At 48.9% G+C, this 18269-nt stretch carries 17 protein-coding genes; 12 read left to right on the top strand and 5 right to left on the bottom strand.

Going from position 1 to position 18269, the window contains the following annotated elements; genetic code table 11:
- The first annotated feature begins 193 nt into the window (after positions 1-193).
- From ABWV76_RS18965 to glpQ, 11 genes are all read left to right on the top strand, one after another.
- Positions 194-2284, top strand: coding sequence for a PEGA domain-containing protein (locus tag ABWV76_RS18965; protein ID WP_353376973.1), 2091 nt, complete (start codon positions 194-196; stop codon positions 2282-2284).
- Positions 2285-2293: 9 nt separating this feature from the next.
- The gene (locus ABWV76_RS18960; protein ID WP_353376972.1) at positions 2294-2506 is read left to right on the top strand and encodes a hypothetical protein; all 213 of its coding nucleotides are present in this window, start codon (positions 2294-2296) and stop codon (positions 2504-2506) included.
- Between the two features lie 24 nt (positions 2507-2530).
- The gene (locus tag ABWV76_RS18955; protein WP_020411894.1) at positions 2531-3325 is read left to right on the top strand and encodes a MotA/TolQ/ExbB proton channel family protein; all 795 of its coding nucleotides are present in this window, start codon (positions 2531-2533) and stop codon (positions 3323-3325) included.
- Between the two features lie 48 nt (positions 3326-3373).
- Complete coding sequence (locus tag ABWV76_RS18950; RefSeq protein WP_353376971.1) at positions 3374-4678, top strand: hypothetical protein; 1305 nt, start codon at positions 3374-3376, stop codon at positions 4676-4678.
- Entirely contained in the window at positions 4668-5750 is a 1083-nt protein-coding gene (locus ABWV76_RS18945) for a vWA domain-containing protein (protein WP_020411892.1), read from the top strand. The genes ABWV76_RS18950 and ABWV76_RS18945 overlap by 11 nt, the downstream gene beginning before the upstream one ends.
- Entirely contained in the window at positions 5747-6751 is a 1005-nt protein-coding gene (locus ABWV76_RS18940) for a VWA domain-containing protein (RefSeq protein WP_020411891.1), read from the top strand. Before ABWV76_RS18945 ends, ABWV76_RS18940 begins: the two co-directional genes overlap by 4 nt.
- 23 nt (positions 6752-6774) lie before the next feature.
- Complete coding sequence (locus tag ABWV76_RS18935) at positions 6775-7443, top strand: hypothetical protein (RefSeq protein ID WP_020411890.1); 669 nt, start codon at positions 6775-6777, stop codon at positions 7441-7443.
- A 12-nt stretch (positions 7444-7455) separates the two neighbouring features.
- A complete protein-coding gene (locus ABWV76_RS18930) occupies positions 7456-8118 on the top strand; it encodes a hypothetical protein (RefSeq protein ID WP_020411889.1) in 663 nt (220 codons plus the stop codon).
- A 29-nt stretch (positions 8119-8147) separates the two neighbouring features.
- Positions 8148-9608, top strand: a complete 1461-nt coding sequence (locus tag ABWV76_RS18925) for a M48 family metalloprotease (RefSeq protein ID WP_020411888.1) — start codon at positions 8148-8150, stop codon at positions 9606-9608.
- 230 nt (positions 9609-9838) lie between these two features.
- The gene (locus ABWV76_RS18920; protein ID WP_353376970.1) at positions 9839-11470 is read left to right on the top strand and encodes a long-chain fatty acid--CoA ligase; all 1632 of its coding nucleotides are present in this window, start codon (positions 9839-9841) and stop codon (positions 11468-11470) included.
- A 197-nt stretch (positions 11471-11667) separates the two neighbouring features.
- Positions 11668-12771 (top strand): glycerophosphodiester phosphodiesterase, encoded by a 1104-nt coding sequence (gene glpQ / locus ABWV76_RS18915; RefSeq protein ID WP_353376969.1) that lies wholly within the window; start codon positions 11668-11670, stop codon positions 12769-12771.
- 46 nt (positions 12772-12817) lie between these two features.
- On the opposite strand, the gene ABWV76_RS18910 is transcribed toward glpQ, so the two are convergent.
- The 3 genes from ABWV76_RS18910 to ABWV76_RS18900 form a co-directional block, all read right to left on the bottom strand.
- The gene (locus ABWV76_RS18910; RefSeq protein WP_353376968.1) at positions 12818-13597 is read right to left on the bottom strand and encodes an enoyl-CoA hydratase; all 780 of its coding nucleotides are present in this window, start codon (positions 13595-13597) and stop codon (positions 12818-12820) included.
- A 240-nt stretch (positions 13598-13837) separates the two neighbouring features.
- Positions 13838-14758 carry a dimethylarginine dimethylaminohydrolase family protein gene (locus ABWV76_RS18905; RefSeq protein WP_353376967.1) on the bottom strand — a complete coding sequence of 307 codons (921 nt, stop codon included), beginning with the start codon at positions 14756-14758 and terminating at the stop codon, positions 13838-13840.
- Between the two features lie 84 nt (positions 14759-14842).
- A complete protein-coding gene (locus ABWV76_RS18900; protein ID WP_353376966.1) occupies positions 14843-16090 on the bottom strand; it encodes a Zn-dependent hydrolase in 1248 nt (415 codons plus the stop codon).
- Between the two features lie 120 nt (positions 16091-16210).
- Here ABWV76_RS18900 and ABWV76_RS18895 point away from each other — a divergent pair, with 120 nt between their 5' ends.
- On the top strand, positions 16211-17002 hold the full coding sequence (locus tag ABWV76_RS18895) for a tryptophan 2,3-dioxygenase (RefSeq protein ID WP_282953626.1): 792 nt from the start codon (positions 16211-16213) through the stop codon (positions 17000-17002).
- Positions 17003-17152: 150 nt separating this feature from the next.
- On the opposite strand, the gene ABWV76_RS18890 is transcribed toward ABWV76_RS18895, so the two are convergent.
- Together ABWV76_RS18890 and ABWV76_RS18885 are read right to left on the bottom strand one after the other, a co-directional pair.
- Positions 17153-17575: an ExbD/TolR family protein gene (locus ABWV76_RS18890; protein ID WP_020411881.1), complete on the bottom strand. Its 423-nt coding sequence runs from the start codon at positions 17573-17575 to the stop codon at positions 17153-17155.
- Positions 17576-17761: 186 nt separating this feature from the next.
- The gene (locus ABWV76_RS18885) at positions 17762-18214 is read right to left on the bottom strand and encodes a methylglyoxal synthase (RefSeq protein ID WP_020411880.1); all 453 of its coding nucleotides are present in this window, start codon (positions 18212-18214) and stop codon (positions 17762-17764) included.
- Between the last annotated feature and the right edge of the window lie 55 nt (positions 18215-18269).

Here is an 18269-nt window from a genome sequence, read left to right as displayed (position 1 = left end):
TTTAAATTCAGGATATGAAGAGTTCCGCGACAAACCTCTCACCATGCCACATAGCCATGGTATCGGCGAGCTAAGCTTTGTTGCACACAGCACCCCTGCTTCGGTTTTGCCAACCTGGCCCTAACAAGGCCTATCCAGCGACACCGAAGTCATTGCGATAACTCCATAACGATGTGGCAATAGGGAAGCATAAATGACAGTGAAAGAGGCAGTACCTGTCCAGGATGAGAAACCCGCAATCGATGAATCCCCCCTCATCGAACCAATTGGTTTCACTCCAGTACAGCCAAAATCCACTCGTGCTCGGTTATTTTTCTCCAAGCGCGCCTTGATTGTTGCGGCCTGCTTACTCTTAAGCGCGTTGGCGCTATATTATTTAGTTATCGCCCGCTCCCTAATTTTCGATACACAGCCCGTCCATGCAAAAATCAGTATCAGTGGCTTTGCAATTCCCCTCGGCAATGGCCACCTCGTATTACCTGGAAACTACAGCTACACAATTAAAGCTGAGGGCTATCTAGCCAAAAGTGGCGAAGTAGAAGTCAGCCGGGAAGGCCATAGTCGCCACTCGGTTACCCTTGAAAAACTTCCGGGCCATCTACAAATCGAAACGGATCCCCCAGTACCTGTAAAAGTTCTGATGAATGGTCGTGAAGTTCCAAATGAAAATGGTCTGGTGAAAAATGTCTCTACGGGGTCCATGCGGATAACAGTTTTATCTGACCGCTATCTGCCTTTTACCCGCGAGGTTAATATCGAGGGGCTCGATAAAACCTACCGCCTTGAAGCCAAACTACGTCCAGCCTGGGCCAGTATCCGAATCAACAGCAATCCGCAAGGCGCTACAGTAACCGTGGGCGGCAAGGTACTTGGAACTACGCCACTTAACGCAGAGTTAATCCAGGGAGATAGAGTTATCTCTATCTCCCTTGCCGAGCATAAGACGGTTGATATCCCTGTCGCTGTTACCGCTGGAGTAGACCAGGCACTAGCCACAGTAACCCTCGGGCCAGCTGACGGGCTATTGCGTGTCGTTACCACTCCTGAGGGCGCGAGTGTAACCGTGGATGGGGAGTTTCGAGGTCATACCCCACTGGAGCTCGAGCTCACATCAGGGGAAATCCATCGCCTGCGTTTTTTTAAGGACGGTTATGCCTCCGTAGAACACACCATCGACCTCGCTGCAGGTATGCAGCGCGACTTGAATATTAACCTGAATGCAGTGTATGGCAGGGTTCGTGTCTCCAGTGTGCCACCAGATGCAGAAGTCTATATTGATGGGCAATTTGCGGGGAATTCCGGACAGACTTTCAACCTACCCGCAAGAACTCACCGTATTGAAGTGCGCAAGCGAGGCTATGAAACATTTGATACCCGCGTGATTCCCAGTGCCAGACTGGAGCAAACTGTGCGTGCAGTTTTATTAACCAAGGAGCAGGCTCGCTGGCAACAAGTTCCACCAGAGCTTCGCCATGGCGCAGGCGGCACCATGAAATTAATGCGCCCCAACGCTGTATTCACTATGGGCTCATCCCGACGCGAGCAAGGGCGTCGCGCAAATGAAGTTATGCGGCAGGTCGCTCTAAACCGCCCCTTTTATATAGGCACCACAGAGGTCACCAACCGGGAATACCGAAGATTTAAACCCTCACATACCTCAAGCCATGTAAACGGTGTGAGCTTAGATAACGACAACCTTCCCGTAGTCAATGTCAGTTGGGCCGATGCTGTTCTCTTTTGCAATTGGCTCAGCCAACGGGATGGGCTGACTCCTGTATACCTGACAGAACGCGGTCGGGTTGTCGGCTTTGATTCCGCCGCAAATGGATATCGTTTACCAACTGAAGCTGAATGGGCATGGCTAGCCCGTTACGACCGCGGTGTTATGCGCAAATATCCTTGGGGGAATGACCTGCCCATTGGTAATAACTCAGGTAATTATGCCGACAGTCATGCTGCCAAGCTAATTCCCACTGTACTGCGCACCTATAGTGATCGCTATGCAGCGACTGCACCTGTAGCCAGCTATAACCCAAACCCGTTGGGAATTTATGACCTTGGAGGCAATGTATCTGAATGGATACACGATCTCTATACCATTGGCACAGGTCTTTCATCCCGCCAGGAGGAAAATCCAGTGGGCCCACAGGATGGTGACTACCATGTTATTCGTGGCTCCAGCTGGCGTCACTCAGGGCTGACGGAGTTGCGTTTGTCTTATCGCGACTATGGAGAGGCCCCAAGAAACGATATCGGCTTCAGAGTGGCGCGCTGGGTCAATTAGGAGAGAGCTATGCCTAAATTTATTTTTATTTTCATCCTCCTGTTACCTTCCTTTTTATTTGCACAGGAAAAGCAGGAAAAAGAAGGGGAGACCCTCACTCAGGTCGCGCAAAAAAAATCGGATGAAAAGAAGTCAAAAAGTAGTAAAAGCAGTTCCGATGATTACAAAGCTTCCGAAGAAATTTCTGAGGATCTATCCGTTTCCTATCCAGTAGATATATAGAGAAAAGTTGCCAAGAGCACCATCATGAAATTCAAATCATCAGATTTTATTTTCCAGATATTTGCGCTGTTGGGCTCAGTTATCCTGGTACATGCCATTTATGTAGCCATTATCCGTCCAAACGCTGATGCATTAATTGAGGAGCAGCTGGCTCGTGAGGCGGCGGGAGAAACCTACGTGCAACAGCGCTCCATCTATATTGTGATGCGAGACTATGAGCAGGAGGCCTGTTTTGTACTAATGCTCTGGGCCATGGCAATAATGGGTTTGAAAGCCCAGCGAAGTATGCGAGAACGGAAGCTGCTCAACAGAGCACTTCTCAATGTCAGTGAAGGCACGCCTATTTTACCAGAAGATACTCGCGACCTGTCTCGACCGATTCAGGCACTCCCTGAGGAGGAGCGTAGTTATCTGGTACCCAGAGCTATTCTCACCGCCCTGCAGCGATTTGGTTCAACCCGTAATGTGGCTGCAGTTTCCAACTCTATAAAAGAGGTTTGTGAAACCGAGGGAGACCGCCTTGACTCAGAGCTGGCAATGGTTCGCTATATCACCTGGGCAATCCCCTCTATTGGTTTTATTGGTACGGTGCGTGGCATCGGTGAAGCTCTAGCACAAGCGCACAAAGCTGTGGAGGGTGATATTGCCGGGGTGACCGTGAGCCTCGGTGTCGCCTTCAATTCAACTTTTATCGCTCTGGTAATCAGTATTGTCATTATGTTTTTTACGCACCAGTTGCAATTGATGCAAGAGAGGCTGGTACTCGATACGCAGAACTACTGTGACAACCGTCTTTTGCGATTCCTGAAAATTAGTTAACCGACACAGGTTGTCAACATATCGGTTATTGGCCGCGAGGAAGCCCCCATGGGACAAGGTGTCCTTGAAATCAATGATTATGGTCTAAGGGTTTTTATTGGAACTACGGAAGTTCTAGAAAGCCCTGGTATAGCGGTAATTGAACCCCGACAGATCCATATAGGTACTGCAGCACAAATGCGTGCACGCAACCACCCAACCCAAGTTAATAATCAGTTCTGGCGCAGGCTCAGCCTGGAATCACTGAAATCTGAAAACCAGAGCTGTCGTCATCATGCCGATTTGGCCTACTGCCATTTACAAGAAATTTCTGAGCATTGCGATCTTCCAGAGGAACTTGTACTCGCAGTGCCAGGAAACTTCACTCGAGAGCAGCTGGCCTTGTTGCTGGGTATTATCAAAGAAAGCAGTATAAATGTTGTGGGCCTTATTGACTCTGCCACTGCAAATATTGGCCATATTGCTCCTTCCGGATTGCAATTGCATGTAGAACTACAACTACACCAAACCCTGGTCTCCCGTATCAATGTTGATCAAGAGGCTGTCGTCAAGTCCGCTGAAACAGTAGCCGATGCTGGACAGTATCATTTCCAGGAGGCTTGGGCACGGGTTTTTACCGACGCTTTTGTCATGCAGTGTCGCTTTGACCCACTCCACTCCGCAGAGTCTGAACAGCAGCTATACGACCTGATGCCACAGTGGGTAAGTCGCGCCATGCGCCAGGGAGAAGTTCTGGCAGAGCTGGATGATCGCACCGCAAAAATCACTCTGCGTCAGCTACAGGATGCCACTGCGCCTATACTCTCCCGCGTACGGGCGATGATTGAAAACCTCTCAGAGAATAACAGTGTCAGCTTTATATCTCACCGCTGGGCGGAGATTCCCGGAGGTGTTCAGCTGGCACAGCACATGTACCTTCTCTCCAGAGACAGTATCGCGCAATCCATCAATAATCGTTGGCAGGAACTGCGAAGCCAGGACTCGGCTCTGCGCTTGATAAACAGTATCAGCGCAACACCGGAGAGCGAAATTACCATACGCCTCGAAGCGCCATCTGAAGCAGCGGCAACGCATCTCCTGTTCGGCCATCGTGCCCTAGCTGCGCATCAGCCACTCTTTGTTTTTTGGCATGAAGATAAGTTTCAAATAACTCCCACTCCCCCAAAACACCCTGCAGCAACAGTCACTAATCACGCAGGTCGCCTGGCTCTACGTGTGGATGCGGGAACCCGTCTAATGCTGAATGGCGAGGAGGTGTCTGCTCCGGTCAATCTAAATGCAGGAGACCAAATTGGTATTGCCAATCAACCGGATGTGATAACGGCAATTAGCGTGGAACGCCATGAGACGTAAGCAGCGTCGTTTTTCCACCTTCAGTTTATCCTTCCTAGACATCATGTCTTGTGGCTTCGGCGCCGTGGCACTGATTTTTTTAATCATCAAACACGGCTCAGACCACGAAATAGAGGTGGAAACAGAAGACTTGAGCGCCGAAGTAAACCTGCTCCAAGAAGAGGTTGAATTCGGTCAAGAGCACTTGGTCCAGGCACGTAATACCTTAGATATCGTCAGCGATGAGTTGGCTGAGGCCCAAGGGCTCGCCCGCCGTATACTGGATCAAATTGAAGAGGTAAAAGGTAATATCGCTGAAATCGACAGCATTGACGAACAAGAGGATATTAAAAGGCTTCAGGATAAGCTTAAAAAGCTGGAACAGGCCAAGAAAAATCTCGAGGAGGAAAATAAGAAGTTAGGCAACAATGTGCGCAAATATACCGGTGATGGTGATCGCCAATACCTGACCGGGCTACGCCTGGGAGGCAACAGAATCCTGGTCCTGCTGGACTCTTCCGCTTCTATGCTCGGCGATGAACTGATCAAAATCATACGCGCTCGAAATATGTCGTCACGAGTGAAACGACAAACTGAAAAGTGGCGTAGGGCTATCAACACAGTCTCTTGGTTAACCGCACAGCTGCCTCCAGACAGCCAGTACCAGATCTATACTTTTAATACCTCTTTTCGCGCCGCCATTGCCGGTACGGAAGATCGCTGGCTCAATGTGGATGATCGCGACCAGTTGGACCAGGCAATTAAAGGACTGAATGAAATAGTACCTGAAAACGGTACCAGCCTGGAAAGGGTGTTCAACGCCATTCATGCTATGACTCCACTACCGGATAACATTATTCTCATCACAGATGGGCTACCTACCCAGGGAATTAAATCGCCCAGGGGCTCCACAATTTCTGGTAGAGAAAGGCGCAACCTGTTCAAGCGCGCCGTCAAGGTACTTCCTAAAAATGTTCCCGTGAATATTATCCTGACTCCTATGGAAGGCGACCCATTTGCTGCCAGCGAGTTTTGGAAGTTGGCAATGGAAACCCAAGGCTCTTTTCTCGCACCATCGAGGGACTGGCCATGACAGTTTCACGAAAGAAAAGACGCCAAGAAGAGTTCAGTATTTCCTTTCTCGACGTAATCTGCTGTGGTTTCGGAGCCATTGTCTTGCTCTTGATGATCGCTAAAACTGCCGAACCCATAGTTCTAGAGGAGGCAGAAGTCGACCTGGAAGCCCAGGTAATGGAACTGCAACAGCAGTTGGCAGAAATCCGTGGGGAGACCACAGTCCTCAATCGAGACCTCAATGCTAAACGAGAACAAATTGATATTGAACACAAGCGAATTGCCAATCTTCGTGGAGAGTTAGTAGCTCTGCAGGCCGTCTATGCCAGTAAAACCGAAGGGCAAAGTGAAGAGGGGAAATTAAAAGGGGAACTTACCGTCGCATTACAGACACTGACTGAAGAAATGCGTCGCTTACTGGGTGAAAACTATCAACGTAAAAACAATGTTATTGGCGGTATTCCTGTAGACAGCGAATACATTCTCTTCATCATCGATACCTCCGGAAGTATGTTCAATTACGGCTGGGACCGCATGATGGCAGAAATGGTTAATACTTTGGATCTCTATCCCAATGTTAAGGGCATTCAGGTGATGAATGACATGGGCGATTACATGTTTTTCAATTACCGCAACAAGTGGATTCCCGATACACCCGGGCGTCGCCAGGCTATTCTTAATCGTTTAAAAACCTGGAACCCCTTTAGCAATTCCAGTCCGGTGGAAGGTATACAAAAAGCAGTTCGTAGCTTTTACGATCCCGACAAGAAAATCAGTATCTATGTCCTGGGCGATGAATTTACTGGTAAATCTATCCGTAATGTGATGCTAGCGGTCGATCGGGTGAACGCAAAGCATGGAGAAGGAAAGCGCAATATCCGCATTCATGCTGTGGGATTTCCCATCCAGTTTTCCCGCCCTCCCCATTTGCAAACCACTGGCCTGCGATTTGCAGCCCTTATGCGTGAACTCACCTATCGCAATGGTGGCACTTTTGTAGGACTAAACGATTTTCGCTAGCTGATTGATTCCAGGAGCAATTCATGAAGTACAGGATAAAGGCGGCTTTGCCACTCCACTTTACCGCGGTGGTGTTGTTTTCACTACTGGTTGCGGCCTGCTCTCATACTGTGCGGGTGGAGGGGAAGTATCCATCACCTGTGGGTGAACAGCTCCCCCTCTCTGTAGGCATTTACCTCAGTGACGATTTTAGAAATTACATTTACGAGGAAGATAGCGAAGATCGTGAGGAATGGAAGATTAATACTGGCCGGGCACAAAAAAACCTGTTCGAGACAGTACTCGGTTCCATGTTTACCAATACAGTTTCCCTTTCCGAGTACCCACAAAAAGTACCCGATAATGTCGAGTTGGTAATAGTTCCCGAAGTCAGGGAGCTGCAATTCACCATGCCACGGGAAACCAGAGTTAATATTTTTGAAGTGTGGATCAAATATGACATGAATGCTTATGATCCCCGTGGGCAACAGGTAGCCAGCTGGGTAATTACTGCCTACGGAAAAACACCTACAGCCTTCCTGAAGTCCCAGGAGCAGGCTCTAACCCAGGCAATCAACATTGCCCTGCGTGACGCAGGGGCAACGCTCTACACCGGCTTCGAAAAAGTACCTGAGTTACAGGCATTTCTCTCTGGGAAATTAAGGTCTGCTTCATTGCAGGAGTTCAAAGTGAAATCCAGCAAGGCTGAATAGAGGATTTTTGTTGTGTTCAAGCCATTCATTATTTTCGCACTGATTTTCCTGACCGGTTGTACCACTGTTGTTATTGACGAATACCGGCGTAGCGATGGAGAGCTAAGAGCAGGCGACTCCGTAGTTATTCTCGGGCGCCGTCACTCCAGCGATTATGAGACAGAACCAGATCTTATTGCCTGTGTCGGCAGAGAGCTCCACAACCCGGAGATGGGTGTAAACATCATTCCAGAGAAAGAATTTGTCGACATTATGTACCCCTGGTTTGAACCCCGCACAGCTCCCATGCATGTGCGTTCTCTGGACCGTCTAATGGAAAATGAAGGCGTGCGTGAGCGCATGGAAAACTACGGGGTTAAGTACATAGTATGGATTGATGGATCCACTGAAACGACGGCAAGTGCTGGGTCTATTAGCTGCACCATCAGTACCGGCGGCGCCGGCTGTTTCGGGTTTGGTACCTGGGATAAGGAATCCGACTATGAGGCCTCTGTTTGGGATTTCCGCGATCGGGAATTATCAGGCAAACTGAGTGCTGATGCCAAAGGCACCTCTTATATGCCTGCGATTGTCATCCCAATCCCCTTGATTGCCAGGGTACAGAATAATGCCTGTAAAGGTATGGCGGCCCAGCTACAACAGTTCCTGGTTCCAGCTAGTGGTACAAGCTCTTAGACAATAAATAGACAAGGAGGCAGGGGGTAATGAAAACCATTAATCGGTGGCTCGCCAGTGCGCTGGTAGCAGTGGGGGCAGGGTGTGCATTCAACCCTGCCACAAAAAGCCCAGACTTGGTGTTAATGTCTGAAGGCAAGGAAATCTCTATTGGCAAAGAGATGCATGAGAAGCTGATAGAAAGTACTCCTATTTACCAGGATCCGATTCTCACAGCCTACGTCAGTCATGTCGGGCAAAAAGTGGCTGCTGCCAGTGATCGGCCTGATCTCAAGTACCATTTCACCATCATCGACAGCCAGGACATCAATGCCTTCGCCCTTCCTGGCGGTTATGTCTATATCAATCGCGGCCTACTCACCTATTTACATTCAGAGGCAGAAATGGCCGCCGTACTAGCCCATGAAATCGGGCACATTACTGCGCGACACGCTGTTCGGCAAAAAACTGCAGCCACTGGTGCCAGCGTCGCATCGGTTTTATCGGTTCTAGTAACCGGTAGCGGCGTGGTTGGCGATGTAGCCAATTTATACAGTACAGCAGCGGTAAAGGGTTATGGCCGGGAAATGGAGTTGGAAGCAGACCGATTCGGTGCGCAATATATGTTTAATGCGGGCTATGATCCACAGGCAATGATAAATGTTATCGGGCTATTAAAAGACCAGGAGACCTTTGCCAGAAGACGTGCCCGTATTGAGGGTAAAAAACCCCAAACCTATCATGGTGTTTTTTCTACTCATCCTCGTAATGATCTTCGCCTGCAGGAAGTAGTAAAAGCAGCGGGTACCCTACCTGAAGATAATAAAGAAACCAAAGTGGCCTATTATCGGGAGAAGACTGATGGTCTGGTGTACGGGGATAACTCCCGGCAATCCAATAAAAATCGATTTAATCATAAACGCCTGGGCTTCTCTCTCCTCTTCCCAGATGGCTGGACGGTGGCAAACCAGCGGTCTTCAATTGTAGGATCCGCCCCAGATAGCTCCGCCACAATTACTATCAAGGTAGCAAAACGCGATGGTAACCAACCTGCAGATATGGCCTTGCGTGAGGAATATGACTTACGAAAACTGGAGCAAGGGGAAAAATTACAACAATATCAGCTTGTGGGTCACACAGGAAAATTTCCCAACCTTGAGAAAGAGGCGCCCGATCCCGACAGAGTTGCAGTTATCTACTATGGAAGCCGGCAATTTATGTTGGAGGGCAAGGTAACCAACTCTGGCTCTCAGGATAAAGAGGCCCTGGAAAAATATGACACTATGTTCCTAACTAGTATCCGTAGTTTCCGGCCCCTACGTAAAACAGATATTGTGGAGAAAGATATTCGCCGGTTGCGCTACGTAAAAGCAAATGAAAAAACTACTTTTTCCTCTCTGGCTAAACATATGGAAATTGGTGAATATGCCGAAGAGCAATTACGACTTTTAAATGGTTACTACCCTCGCGGTGAACCTCAACCTGGTGAATGGATTAAGATAGTGCGGTAACGCATTGTGACTGCTTCATCCACATTAATTTCTTGGCAACAGTATCTCTTTTCTGTAAAGCTTTTATTTGCCTACTTTATGAAGGGTGATATGTTTTTTCATAAGCTTCAACATTGGGCCCTGATTTCAAAGCTTACCTGAATCATTTTGAAAGAACCCCCTAAAGTCCGGTGTGGCCATTCAGGCTAGTTACCGATAGATGACAATAAACATAATAATAGGAGTCGACTATGAACGGCATGATGATGGAATCTCAGCTCACACTTACCGCTGTTATGCGCCGCGCCCTGTGTAATTCACCGGATAGTGAAGTCATTTCGGTTACTCTGGATAACCCACTCCACCGCTACAGCTATAAGCAGGCTTTTGCTCGTGCTGCGCAGCTCGCCCAAGTATTATGTACGCTCGGAGCAAATAGAGGTGACCGCATCGGCACACTCGCTTGGAATGACCACCGGCACTTTGAACTCTATTACGCAACATCCTGCAGCGGCTTGGTCTGCCACACGATTAACCCCCGGCTTTTCCCTGAGCAGATTCACTATATTATTGAGCACGCCGAAGATCGCTGGCTATTTATTGATCCTTTATTTGTGCCACTCATCGAATCAATGGAGGATAAGCTCAGCACCGTGGAGGGTGTAATTGTCTTAACAGACAGGGCACATATGCCCGATAGTAAATTAGCCAATTACTATTGCTATGAAGACCTACTAGTCAACCAGCCCAGCTGCTTCCAATGGCCAGATTTACGTGAGGAGAGTGCGGCAGCTCTTTGCTACACATCTGGAACCACCGGTAATCCAAAAGGCGTACTCTATTCCCACCGCGCAATGGCACTGCACACCTATGGTGTGTTAATGCCAGATGCATTTGCTATTCGCCGCGACGAAGCCATTCTCCCGGTTGTCCCCATGTTCCATGTCAATGCCTGGTCTATTCCCTACGCAGCACCAGCAGTCGGCGCCAAACTCGTTTTACCTGGGCCCAGTATGGGTTGTGGAGAGACACTTAGTAAACTGATAAGACAGGAATCAGTAACGATTGCCGCCGGCGTCCCAACTGTTTGGCTGGCACTGCTGAAGTACCTACGCAATAGCAAAGAGACCCTTCCGAGCCTCAACCGCGTAGTAGTGGGTGGCTCCGCCTGTCCCTGGAGCATTATGGAAGAATTTGAACAGCAGCATGGTGTCTATACCCACCATGCCTGGGGCATGACCGAGATGAGCCCACTCGGTACCTATAACGCCCGAATCGCTCCCTCTATTGCACCTAAAGAAGCCAAAAAACTACGACTCAAGCAGGGACGAGCAGGGTTTGGAGTAGAAATGCGTATTGTCGGCCCTCAAGAAAACCCCCTCCCTCACAATGGGACTGCCTTTGGCGCCTTACAAGTGCGCGGTCCCTGGATTTGTGAGCGCTACTTTAAGTCCGAAGAGTCTGCTCTAACCACCGATGGTTGGTTTGACACAGGCGATGTTGCCACTATCGACTCTCTTGGATACCTGACAATTACCGACCGCACTAAGGATGTTATTAAATCTGGTGGTGAATGGATCTCCTCAATAGAGCTGGAAAACTTCGCTATGACACTAGAGGGTGTAGCAGAGGCGGCAGTTATCGGCGTGACTCATGAAAAATGGGCAGAGCGTCCCCTATTGCTCGTGGTTCTCGAAACAGGTGTTGAACTAAAACCCGATAAAATTCTCAGTACTTTCCAGGGGCAGTTTGCCAAATGGTGGATTCCCGATGACTGTATAATTATCGATGAATTACCACACACAGCTACTGGAAAAATTAGTAAAAAGGATCTGCGTCAGAAATTTTCAGAACACCTATGGCCTCAAGAGATAACCGTATAAAATCCAGCAGTAAAATGTTTAGTAAATTTTGCATTCAGACAGACATGAAGAATCTGTCTGAATGCAACGACTTGACTGGCGGAGCCCAGCAAAATGCTGGGCAGATCACAACCTCAGATTATATCCTGTATACTGATACATCCCTGTCATATTTATTTGCTAGAAAGTCTCGTATCTTTATATGGGATGCATTTCAAATGTTCAAAAAATTTTTATCTTTTTTAATAATACTTTCTTCCGTCGTCGCAAGTCTTACCTGTGCCGAAACAGATAGTTCTTTTGACAAGAATAAGCGCACTCTGGTCATCGCCCATCGTGGAGCATCTGCCTATTTACCGGAGCACACCCTGGAGGCTAAAGCACTGGCCTACGGTATGCACCCTGATTATATCGAGCAGGACCTGGTTCTTAGTAAAGATAACCACCTGATTGTAATGCACGATATTTATCTTGATAGCACAACCGACGTTGCTGATGTTTTTCCCGATCGGGCCCGTGAGGACGGCCACTTTTACACTATTGACTTCACTTTGGAAGAACTGAAAAAACTACGTGTCAGTGAAGCATTCATCATGGGTGAAGATGGACCCCAGGCGAAATATCCACATCGTTTCCCCCTGTGGAAATCCAGTTTCCAACTCTCTACATTTGAAGAGGAAATTGAACTGATCCAGGGATTGAACCGCTCACTCGGCTATGACATTGGTATCTATCCGGAAATCAAAAAACCCTACTTTCATCACTGGGAAGGTAAGGACATTGCCGCAATTGCACTGGAGAAACTTAAGCAATACGGTTACATTAACAGGGATCAAAAAATCTTCTTCCAGTGTTTTGATGCTGAAGAATTACAACGAATTAAATATGAATTAATGCCTGCTCTCGATATGGACATCCCTCTGGTTCAACTTATTGCAGCAACCAGCTGGGGAGAGAAATTAATTCAAGTTAACGGCAATATTCAAAATTACGATTATGATTGGATGTTGGAACAGGGCGGTTTGCGTAAGATTGCCAACTACGCAGATGGCATCGGCCCCTGGTACCCCATGCTGATTGAAATTCAGGATGGAAAACCACGTGCCAATAATGTCGTACGCCGCGCTCACCGCAGACATTTACAGGTACATCCTTACACTTTCCGCGCCGACCCAGAAAAGCTCCCAGAAGAGTTCGAAAGTTTTAATCACTTTTTACATTTTGCCGCTTACCAGTTACACGTGGATGGTTTATTTACAGATCACCCCGATCAGGCAGTCAATTACCTATCCCGCGGCAACCGTAAGCAACATCAACAGTAAGTAAATCAAGCGAAAAAAAAGGCCACTTTTTAGCGGCCTTTTACTTTTAGTCGAACTTTGAGAAGTCTGCGGGACGTTTTTCCATAAAAGCAGTCGCAGCTTCTTTGAATTCCTCCGAGGCTAGTCGATCCTTGAAGTGGCGCCCCTCATCCTGGATAAACTCCAGTCCTTTTTCCAGTGTCGCCTGACGTAATAATTGTTTGGTCAAGCGCACAGCTGCCGGTGCCTTTGCCCCAAGTTCCAAAGCGGCCTCTCGAGCACGAGCAATCGCCTGCTCAGGTTCCACCGCCGCATTACAAATACCAATATCCACAGCCTCCTGTGCAGAAAACTTCTTGCCGAGTAATAGAAGTTCTGAAGCTTTGGCATGGCCAGCAATACGGGGGAGCAAGTAACTGGAACCGTACTCGGGACAAAGCCCCAAGTTTACAAAAGGCATTTGGAACATAGCATCATGACCGGCAAAGGACAGGTCACAGTGCAACAGCATAGTGGTGCCGATACCTACCGCCGGACCATTTATCGCTGCTACAACAGGCTTGGGGAAGCTGTAAAGCGCACTCATGAACTGGAATACCGGTGACTCTTCACCCTCAGCGGAACCGCCGAGGAAGTCTGTTAAATCATTACCACTTGTAAAAATGCCCTCTGCACCAGTTATGATGACCACTCGAATATCGGAGTTATTCGCTGCACTATTGAGCAGCTCAGCCATAGCAGTATACATGGCCATGGTCAGAGCATTTTTGCGTTCCGGGCGATTAATGGTGATTTCCAGTATACGGTCGTTGACCTGGGCCAGAATTTCCGTACATGCACTTTGCATATTATTCTCCGGGTATAGAATCATTTGAGACTGCCAAACAGTCTTTTATATTGGCCTGTCATAGAGCCGTTTTGCATTAAAACGACTCCAGCTATCCACTCAATGAGCGGATCAATAACAGAGAGCACCTATTCAGGCGATTCATATTACCGGCTGCACTCGCTTAGGCGAGTTCATAACCAACCACTTTCGTTGACGGGATTAACCCGGCAGCTGAGAGTCACCGGGAGGACTGCACCGCTAGCCTTTTACCGCAGGATCCCTTCGTAGAGGTTGACACATACAGTGAACGCCGCCACCCCCCGGGGTGATCATGGAGATGTCTGGATCAATCACTTCCAGCCCATGAGCGCGGCATTTCTCCGCCAGGCCGGTGTTAGCCTTAGGCAACATCACCCGGTCGTTGCCCAGAGCCACCACATTAACCCCGAGTTCCAAAACTTGAGGGAAAGGGATATCGATAATCTCGATATTACGGCTCTTAAACCACTGCACCAACTCAGGCTCTACAGCATCAACACAAATAGCTGCCAACTTCTCTGCCAGCATCGCCACCATGACATCAATATGCAGGAAGAAGGGGTCAAACTGGTAACCCTTCACTTCCCAGCCCTCTTTTTCCACCCAGCGTTGCATTTGCTCGAAGCCTTGGCGGCTAGTGCGCTCTCCAGAGTATCCACAAAGTATTACCCCAGGTTCTAACACCATGAAATCACCGCCTTCAAGAGAACCTGCAGTAATCACATCGTAAATGGGAATTTCCAGTTGGGCATATTTTTTGACGATGGGCACCCATTCACCACGACGCCAGGGACTGTACATCTGCGTCACTATCGGGCCCCAAGGAGTCATTACTGAGGAGTCACGCCCATAAATCTGGTAAGGCAAGCTACGATCGGCTGGAATCAGGTGTGTATTTACTCCCGCATGTCGATAAGCATCAAGCATCTCCGCGTGCTGGGCTTCAGCTACCTTGTGATCAAACTGCATTCCGAGGCGCTCGGCGCGACGGGCACTGGCATTACCAGTCCGCCAGCTGAAGTTATCCACAGGCCCGATAAGTACATCGCGCAATACGCCGTATTCGGAATCCATCCCCCAATTGGCAAGGGGAACTGTGCCGCCATCCTCATTGCGGTACTTCAGGGTAAATTCACTCATCTAATCCATCCAAATTACTATTGCCGGGCCACTGGCTATGTTCCCCAAAAGCCCATTCAGTCTTTAATTTATTTCTCTATAGCCTCAGGCCAGCTCAGTACTGGAAAGCATTGCCTGCAACAAGACATTACAACCTGCCTCAAGATGTCCAGGCTCAGCGGATTCAGCCTCATTATGGGAAAGGCCACCTGCACAGGGGACAAAAATCATTGAGACCGGGGCAACCCTGGAGACATAAACAGAGTCATGCCCAGCACCGGAGACCATCTTGCGATGGCTGTAACCCAGGCTTTGCACAGCGCTGTCAACAGCCTCGATACACGCCTCATCGAAAGCTACCGGCGGCGAATACCATTCCTCCCGCACATCAATGGCAACACCACTGGCTTCCTGCACCTGCTCTGCCACTCGGTAAAGGCTGCGATGCAGGTGCTCTAACCCCTCTGGCTTGGGATGACGCAAGTCCAGGGCCAGTACAACCTTTTCCGGCACTGTATTGCGGCTGCCCGGAGCTGCGCGCAGATCGCCACAGGTCATTCTGGCATCTTCAGAGTAAGCCTTTACTTCGCCGTAAAGCCTTTCACAAAGCCATGCCAAAGCCTGCACCGGATCACGGCGGTCCTCCATAGGCGTAGGACCGGCATGACAGGGAGTACCGAAAAAAGTGACATCGTACCAGCGGATACCCTGTACCCCGGTAACCACACCAATCACCTGATCCTGCTTTTCAAGAATCGGCCCCTGCTCAATATGAGCTTCGAAAGCCGCTTTTACCGGGAAGGGCTTGGCTGGCTCAGCTCCCAGGTATCCAATGCGCTCCAACTCCTGACCAATACTGAATCCCGCCTTATCAACACGGCTATGGCCGTACTCGAGACTGAACTCCCCAGCCCAAACACCAGAACCCACCATCGCTGGGGAAAAACGTGCGCCCTCTTCATTAGTCCACACGACTACTTCCAGTGGCGCTTTGGTCCTTATCCCCTTCTCCTCCAGAGTACGCAGTACCTCCAACCCCGCCAGTACTCCATACACACCATCGAATTTTCCGCCAGTAGGCTGGGTATCCAGATGAGACCCGGTGATAACCGCAGGCAAGCTATTATCTAAACCCGCTCGCCTGGCAAAGATATTTCCCATCCGGTCCACACGAATCTCGCAGCCAACTTCACGGCACCAGCGCACAAACAAATCGCGCCCATTGCGATCTTCATCCGTCAGCGCCTGTCGATTGCAGCCACCAGCAGGAGTGGCTCCAATTTCAGCCATCTCTATCAAGCTACGCCATAGGCGTGCACCGTCGACACGCAGTTGTTGTACGGGGTTTTCCATTCAAAGAACTCCGGGCCTAATATTGAGCAACATACTAATCACTTTGCTGAAATTTTTGTTTTGATCCTGACTGGCTAAAGAGAGCAATATTCTGTAGCTGATCAAAACTCGACCAGGAAGCTGCCCACTATGCCACTCACCTACAGCTCGTACCTTAAAGTAGACGAGCTTCTGCAATGCCAGAAGCCCCTTTCTGATGGCCCAGAGCACGATGAGCTTTTATTTATTGTGATTCATCAGAGTTATGAATTGTGGTTTAAGCAAATGCTGCACGAGCTGGACTTCCTCGTGAGCCTTTTCAATGCTGGCGAACGCAACCGCGCTCTGCATACGCTGAAAAGAGTGGATGCCATTTATCGTACCCTAATCCAGCAGGTAGATATCCTCGAAACCCTCACCCCTCTGGAGTTCCTCTCTTTCCGTGATCGTCTTTCAACCGCCAGTGGTTTTCAATCTTTTCAATTCCGCGAGCTGGAATTCTTATATGGAGCCAAGGATCCAAGAAAGCTCGATAACTATTTACCGGGTTCTGAACACTACGCTCGCCTGCAAAAGCGACTGAAATCCCCAACACTGTGGGACGCTTTTCTAAATTTCCTGGCTAAGGAGGGCCACCATATACCCAATAGTCTATTGGAGCGTGATTTTAACCTGGTTGCCGAACCATCCCCTGCGGTACAGCAAATTCTAATTGATATCTATCGCAATGATCCCCTGGTTAGCGAGATTTGCGAGGCTTTGGTGGATATTGATACCTCACTACAACAATGGCGGTATCGGCACGTGAAGATGGTGGAGCGTACCATTGGCAGTAAGATTGGCACCGGCGGCTCTAGTGGTGTGGGCTACTTGCAAACTACCCTGTTCAAGGCCGTTTTTCCTGATCTGTGGGCTATCCGCTCAGAATTCTAGATACAACTCGGGACCTAAGAAAGTAGCTATGACTATAAGTCGGTGAATAGTCAAGTAGCTCTTCCTGCCCGTAAAACTGCGCAGGCATAAAAAAAGCCAGCACAATGCTGGCTTTTTAACTCTAACCCTCAACTAAATAGTTGAGTGAGCTTACTTCTCGAAGGGTACCAGTGACACCTGGATAACCGGGCTTACTTCCTTAGCCGCATCAGCAATCTGTACATAAGTATCGGCACTGGACTTGTTGTGCGCACGTACAATCACGATTGCCTGGGGATTCTCAGCGTACAGCTGGGCGATACGGGCACGAACCGCACGGCTATCAATTCTGCTACCCGCCAGAGTGATCTCATCATTGGCATTCACAACCAGTAGAATATTCTGATTACTTTCATCAGGTGGGTTCTGGTTGGTCTGATTCGGATCAGGCACATTTACGTCCAACGCTTTCTCTTTCACAAAGGACGCCGTCACAATAAAGAAGATCAGCATGATAAACACAACGTCCAGCATGGGCGTCAGGTCGATATCCGCCTTTTCTTCTTCTACGGCCTTTCCGCGTCGTCTACTCATAAAACACCGTGCAATTATCAAATACCAAAGGTGCCGGATTAACCGGTCTAATCTGGTGGGCAAGATTGCCGCGAATCGGCAAGCATTGCAAGCACAACCTATAACTCAGACAAATAGTCCATAAAAATCAATAGCTTACAAAATAATCCCAGCCCCGCAGATCATTTTTTGAGCGAAAAAATCCGACTAGCGCTGTTCTAAATAGTTCTGATAATCCGGTACTTCACGATTGAAAGCCTGATCCATCAAGGCCGACTGCACAATCATATCAGCACTGCTCGAATTACAAGCCACAGGGATATTCCAGGCTGCCGCGATACGCAATAGCGCTTTAACATCCGGGTCATGTGGCATCGGCTCAAAAGGGTCCCAAAAGAAAACCAATAGGTCGACCTCTCCCTCACTGATTCTGGCCCCCAATTGCTGATCCCCACCAAGGGGGCCACTTAGCAACCTTTCCACCCTCAGGCCCGTGGCCTCCTCAATCTTGCCACCGGTAGTTCCAGTAGCCAGGAGGTTGTGCTTTTCCAGAAGCGCGCGGTGGCGCAAACACCAGTCGATCATTGTTCCCTTGCGGTTATCATGTGCCACTAGAGCGACGCGTTTGGTAGCAGGCAGGGCTTTAGAGATAAATTCCATTGGAACCTCGGCAGGGTGATTTTCTTCTATATTATCTTAATTCTGGCTTTTAGCT

It is taken from the genome of Microbulbifer sp. NBRC 101763 (assembly GCF_040371615.1).
Classification (GTDB): Bacteria; Pseudomonadota; Gammaproteobacteria; order Pseudomonadales; family Cellvibrionaceae; genus Microbulbifer; species Microbulbifer variabilis.
This window is presented reverse-complemented; position numbering and strand designations above follow the sequence as displayed.

What these genes read in the sequence shown, in the direction of transcription:
- ABWV76_RS18965 (WP_353376973.1), top strand. Translation starts at nt 194, where the DNA reads ATGACAGTGAAAGAGGCAGTACCTGTCCAGGATGAGAAACCCGCAATC.
- ABWV76_RS18960 (WP_353376972.1), top strand. Translation starts at nt 2,294, where the DNA reads ATGCCTAAATTTATTTTTATTTTCATCCTCCTGTTACCTTCCTTTTTA.
- ABWV76_RS18955 (WP_020411894.1), top strand. Translation starts at nt 2,531, where the DNA reads ATGAAATTCAAATCATCAGATTTTATTTTCCAGATATTTGCGCTGTTG.
- ABWV76_RS18950 (WP_353376971.1), top strand. Translation starts at nt 3,374, where the DNA reads ATGGGACAAGGTGTCCTTGAAATCAATGATTATGGTCTAAGGGTTTTT.
- ABWV76_RS18945 (WP_020411892.1), top strand. Translation starts at nt 4,668, where the DNA reads ATGAGACGTAAGCAGCGTCGTTTTTCCACCTTCAGTTTATCCTTCCTA.
- ABWV76_RS18940 (WP_020411891.1), top strand. Translation starts at nt 5,747, where the DNA reads ATGACAGTTTCACGAAAGAAAAGACGCCAAGAAGAGTTCAGTATTTCC.
- ABWV76_RS18935 (WP_020411890.1), top strand. Translation starts at nt 6,775, where the DNA reads ATGAAGTACAGGATAAAGGCGGCTTTGCCACTCCACTTTACCGCGGTG.
- ABWV76_RS18925 (WP_020411888.1), top strand. Translation starts at nt 8,148, where the DNA reads ATGAAAACCATTAATCGGTGGCTCGCCAGTGCGCTGGTAGCAGTGGGG.
- ABWV76_RS18920 (WP_353376970.1), top strand. Translation starts at nt 9,839, where the DNA reads ATGAACGGCATGATGATGGAATCTCAGCTCACACTTACCGCTGTTATG.
- glpQ (WP_353376969.1), top strand. Translation starts at nt 11,668, where the DNA reads ATGTTCAAAAAATTTTTATCTTTTTTAATAATACTTTCTTCCGTCGTC.
- ABWV76_RS18910 (WP_353376968.1), bottom strand. Translation starts at nt 13,597, where the DNA reads ATGCAAAGTGCATGTACGGAAATTCTGGCCCAGGTCAACGACCGTATA.
- ABWV76_RS18905 (WP_353376967.1), bottom strand. Translation starts at nt 14,758, where the DNA reads ATGAGTGAATTTACCCTGAAGTACCGCAATGAGGATGGCGGCACAGTT.
- ABWV76_RS18900 (WP_353376966.1), bottom strand. Translation starts at nt 16,090, where the DNA reads ATGGAAAACCCCGTACAACAACTGCGTGTCGACGGTGCACGCCTATGG.
- ABWV76_RS18890 (WP_020411881.1), bottom strand. Translation starts at nt 17,575, where the DNA reads ATGAGTAGACGACGCGGAAAGGCCGTAGAAGAAGAAAAGGCGGATATC.
- ABWV76_RS18885 (WP_020411880.1), bottom strand. Translation starts at nt 18,214, where the DNA reads ATGGAATTTATCTCTAAAGCCCTGCCTGCTACCAAACGCGTCGCTCTA.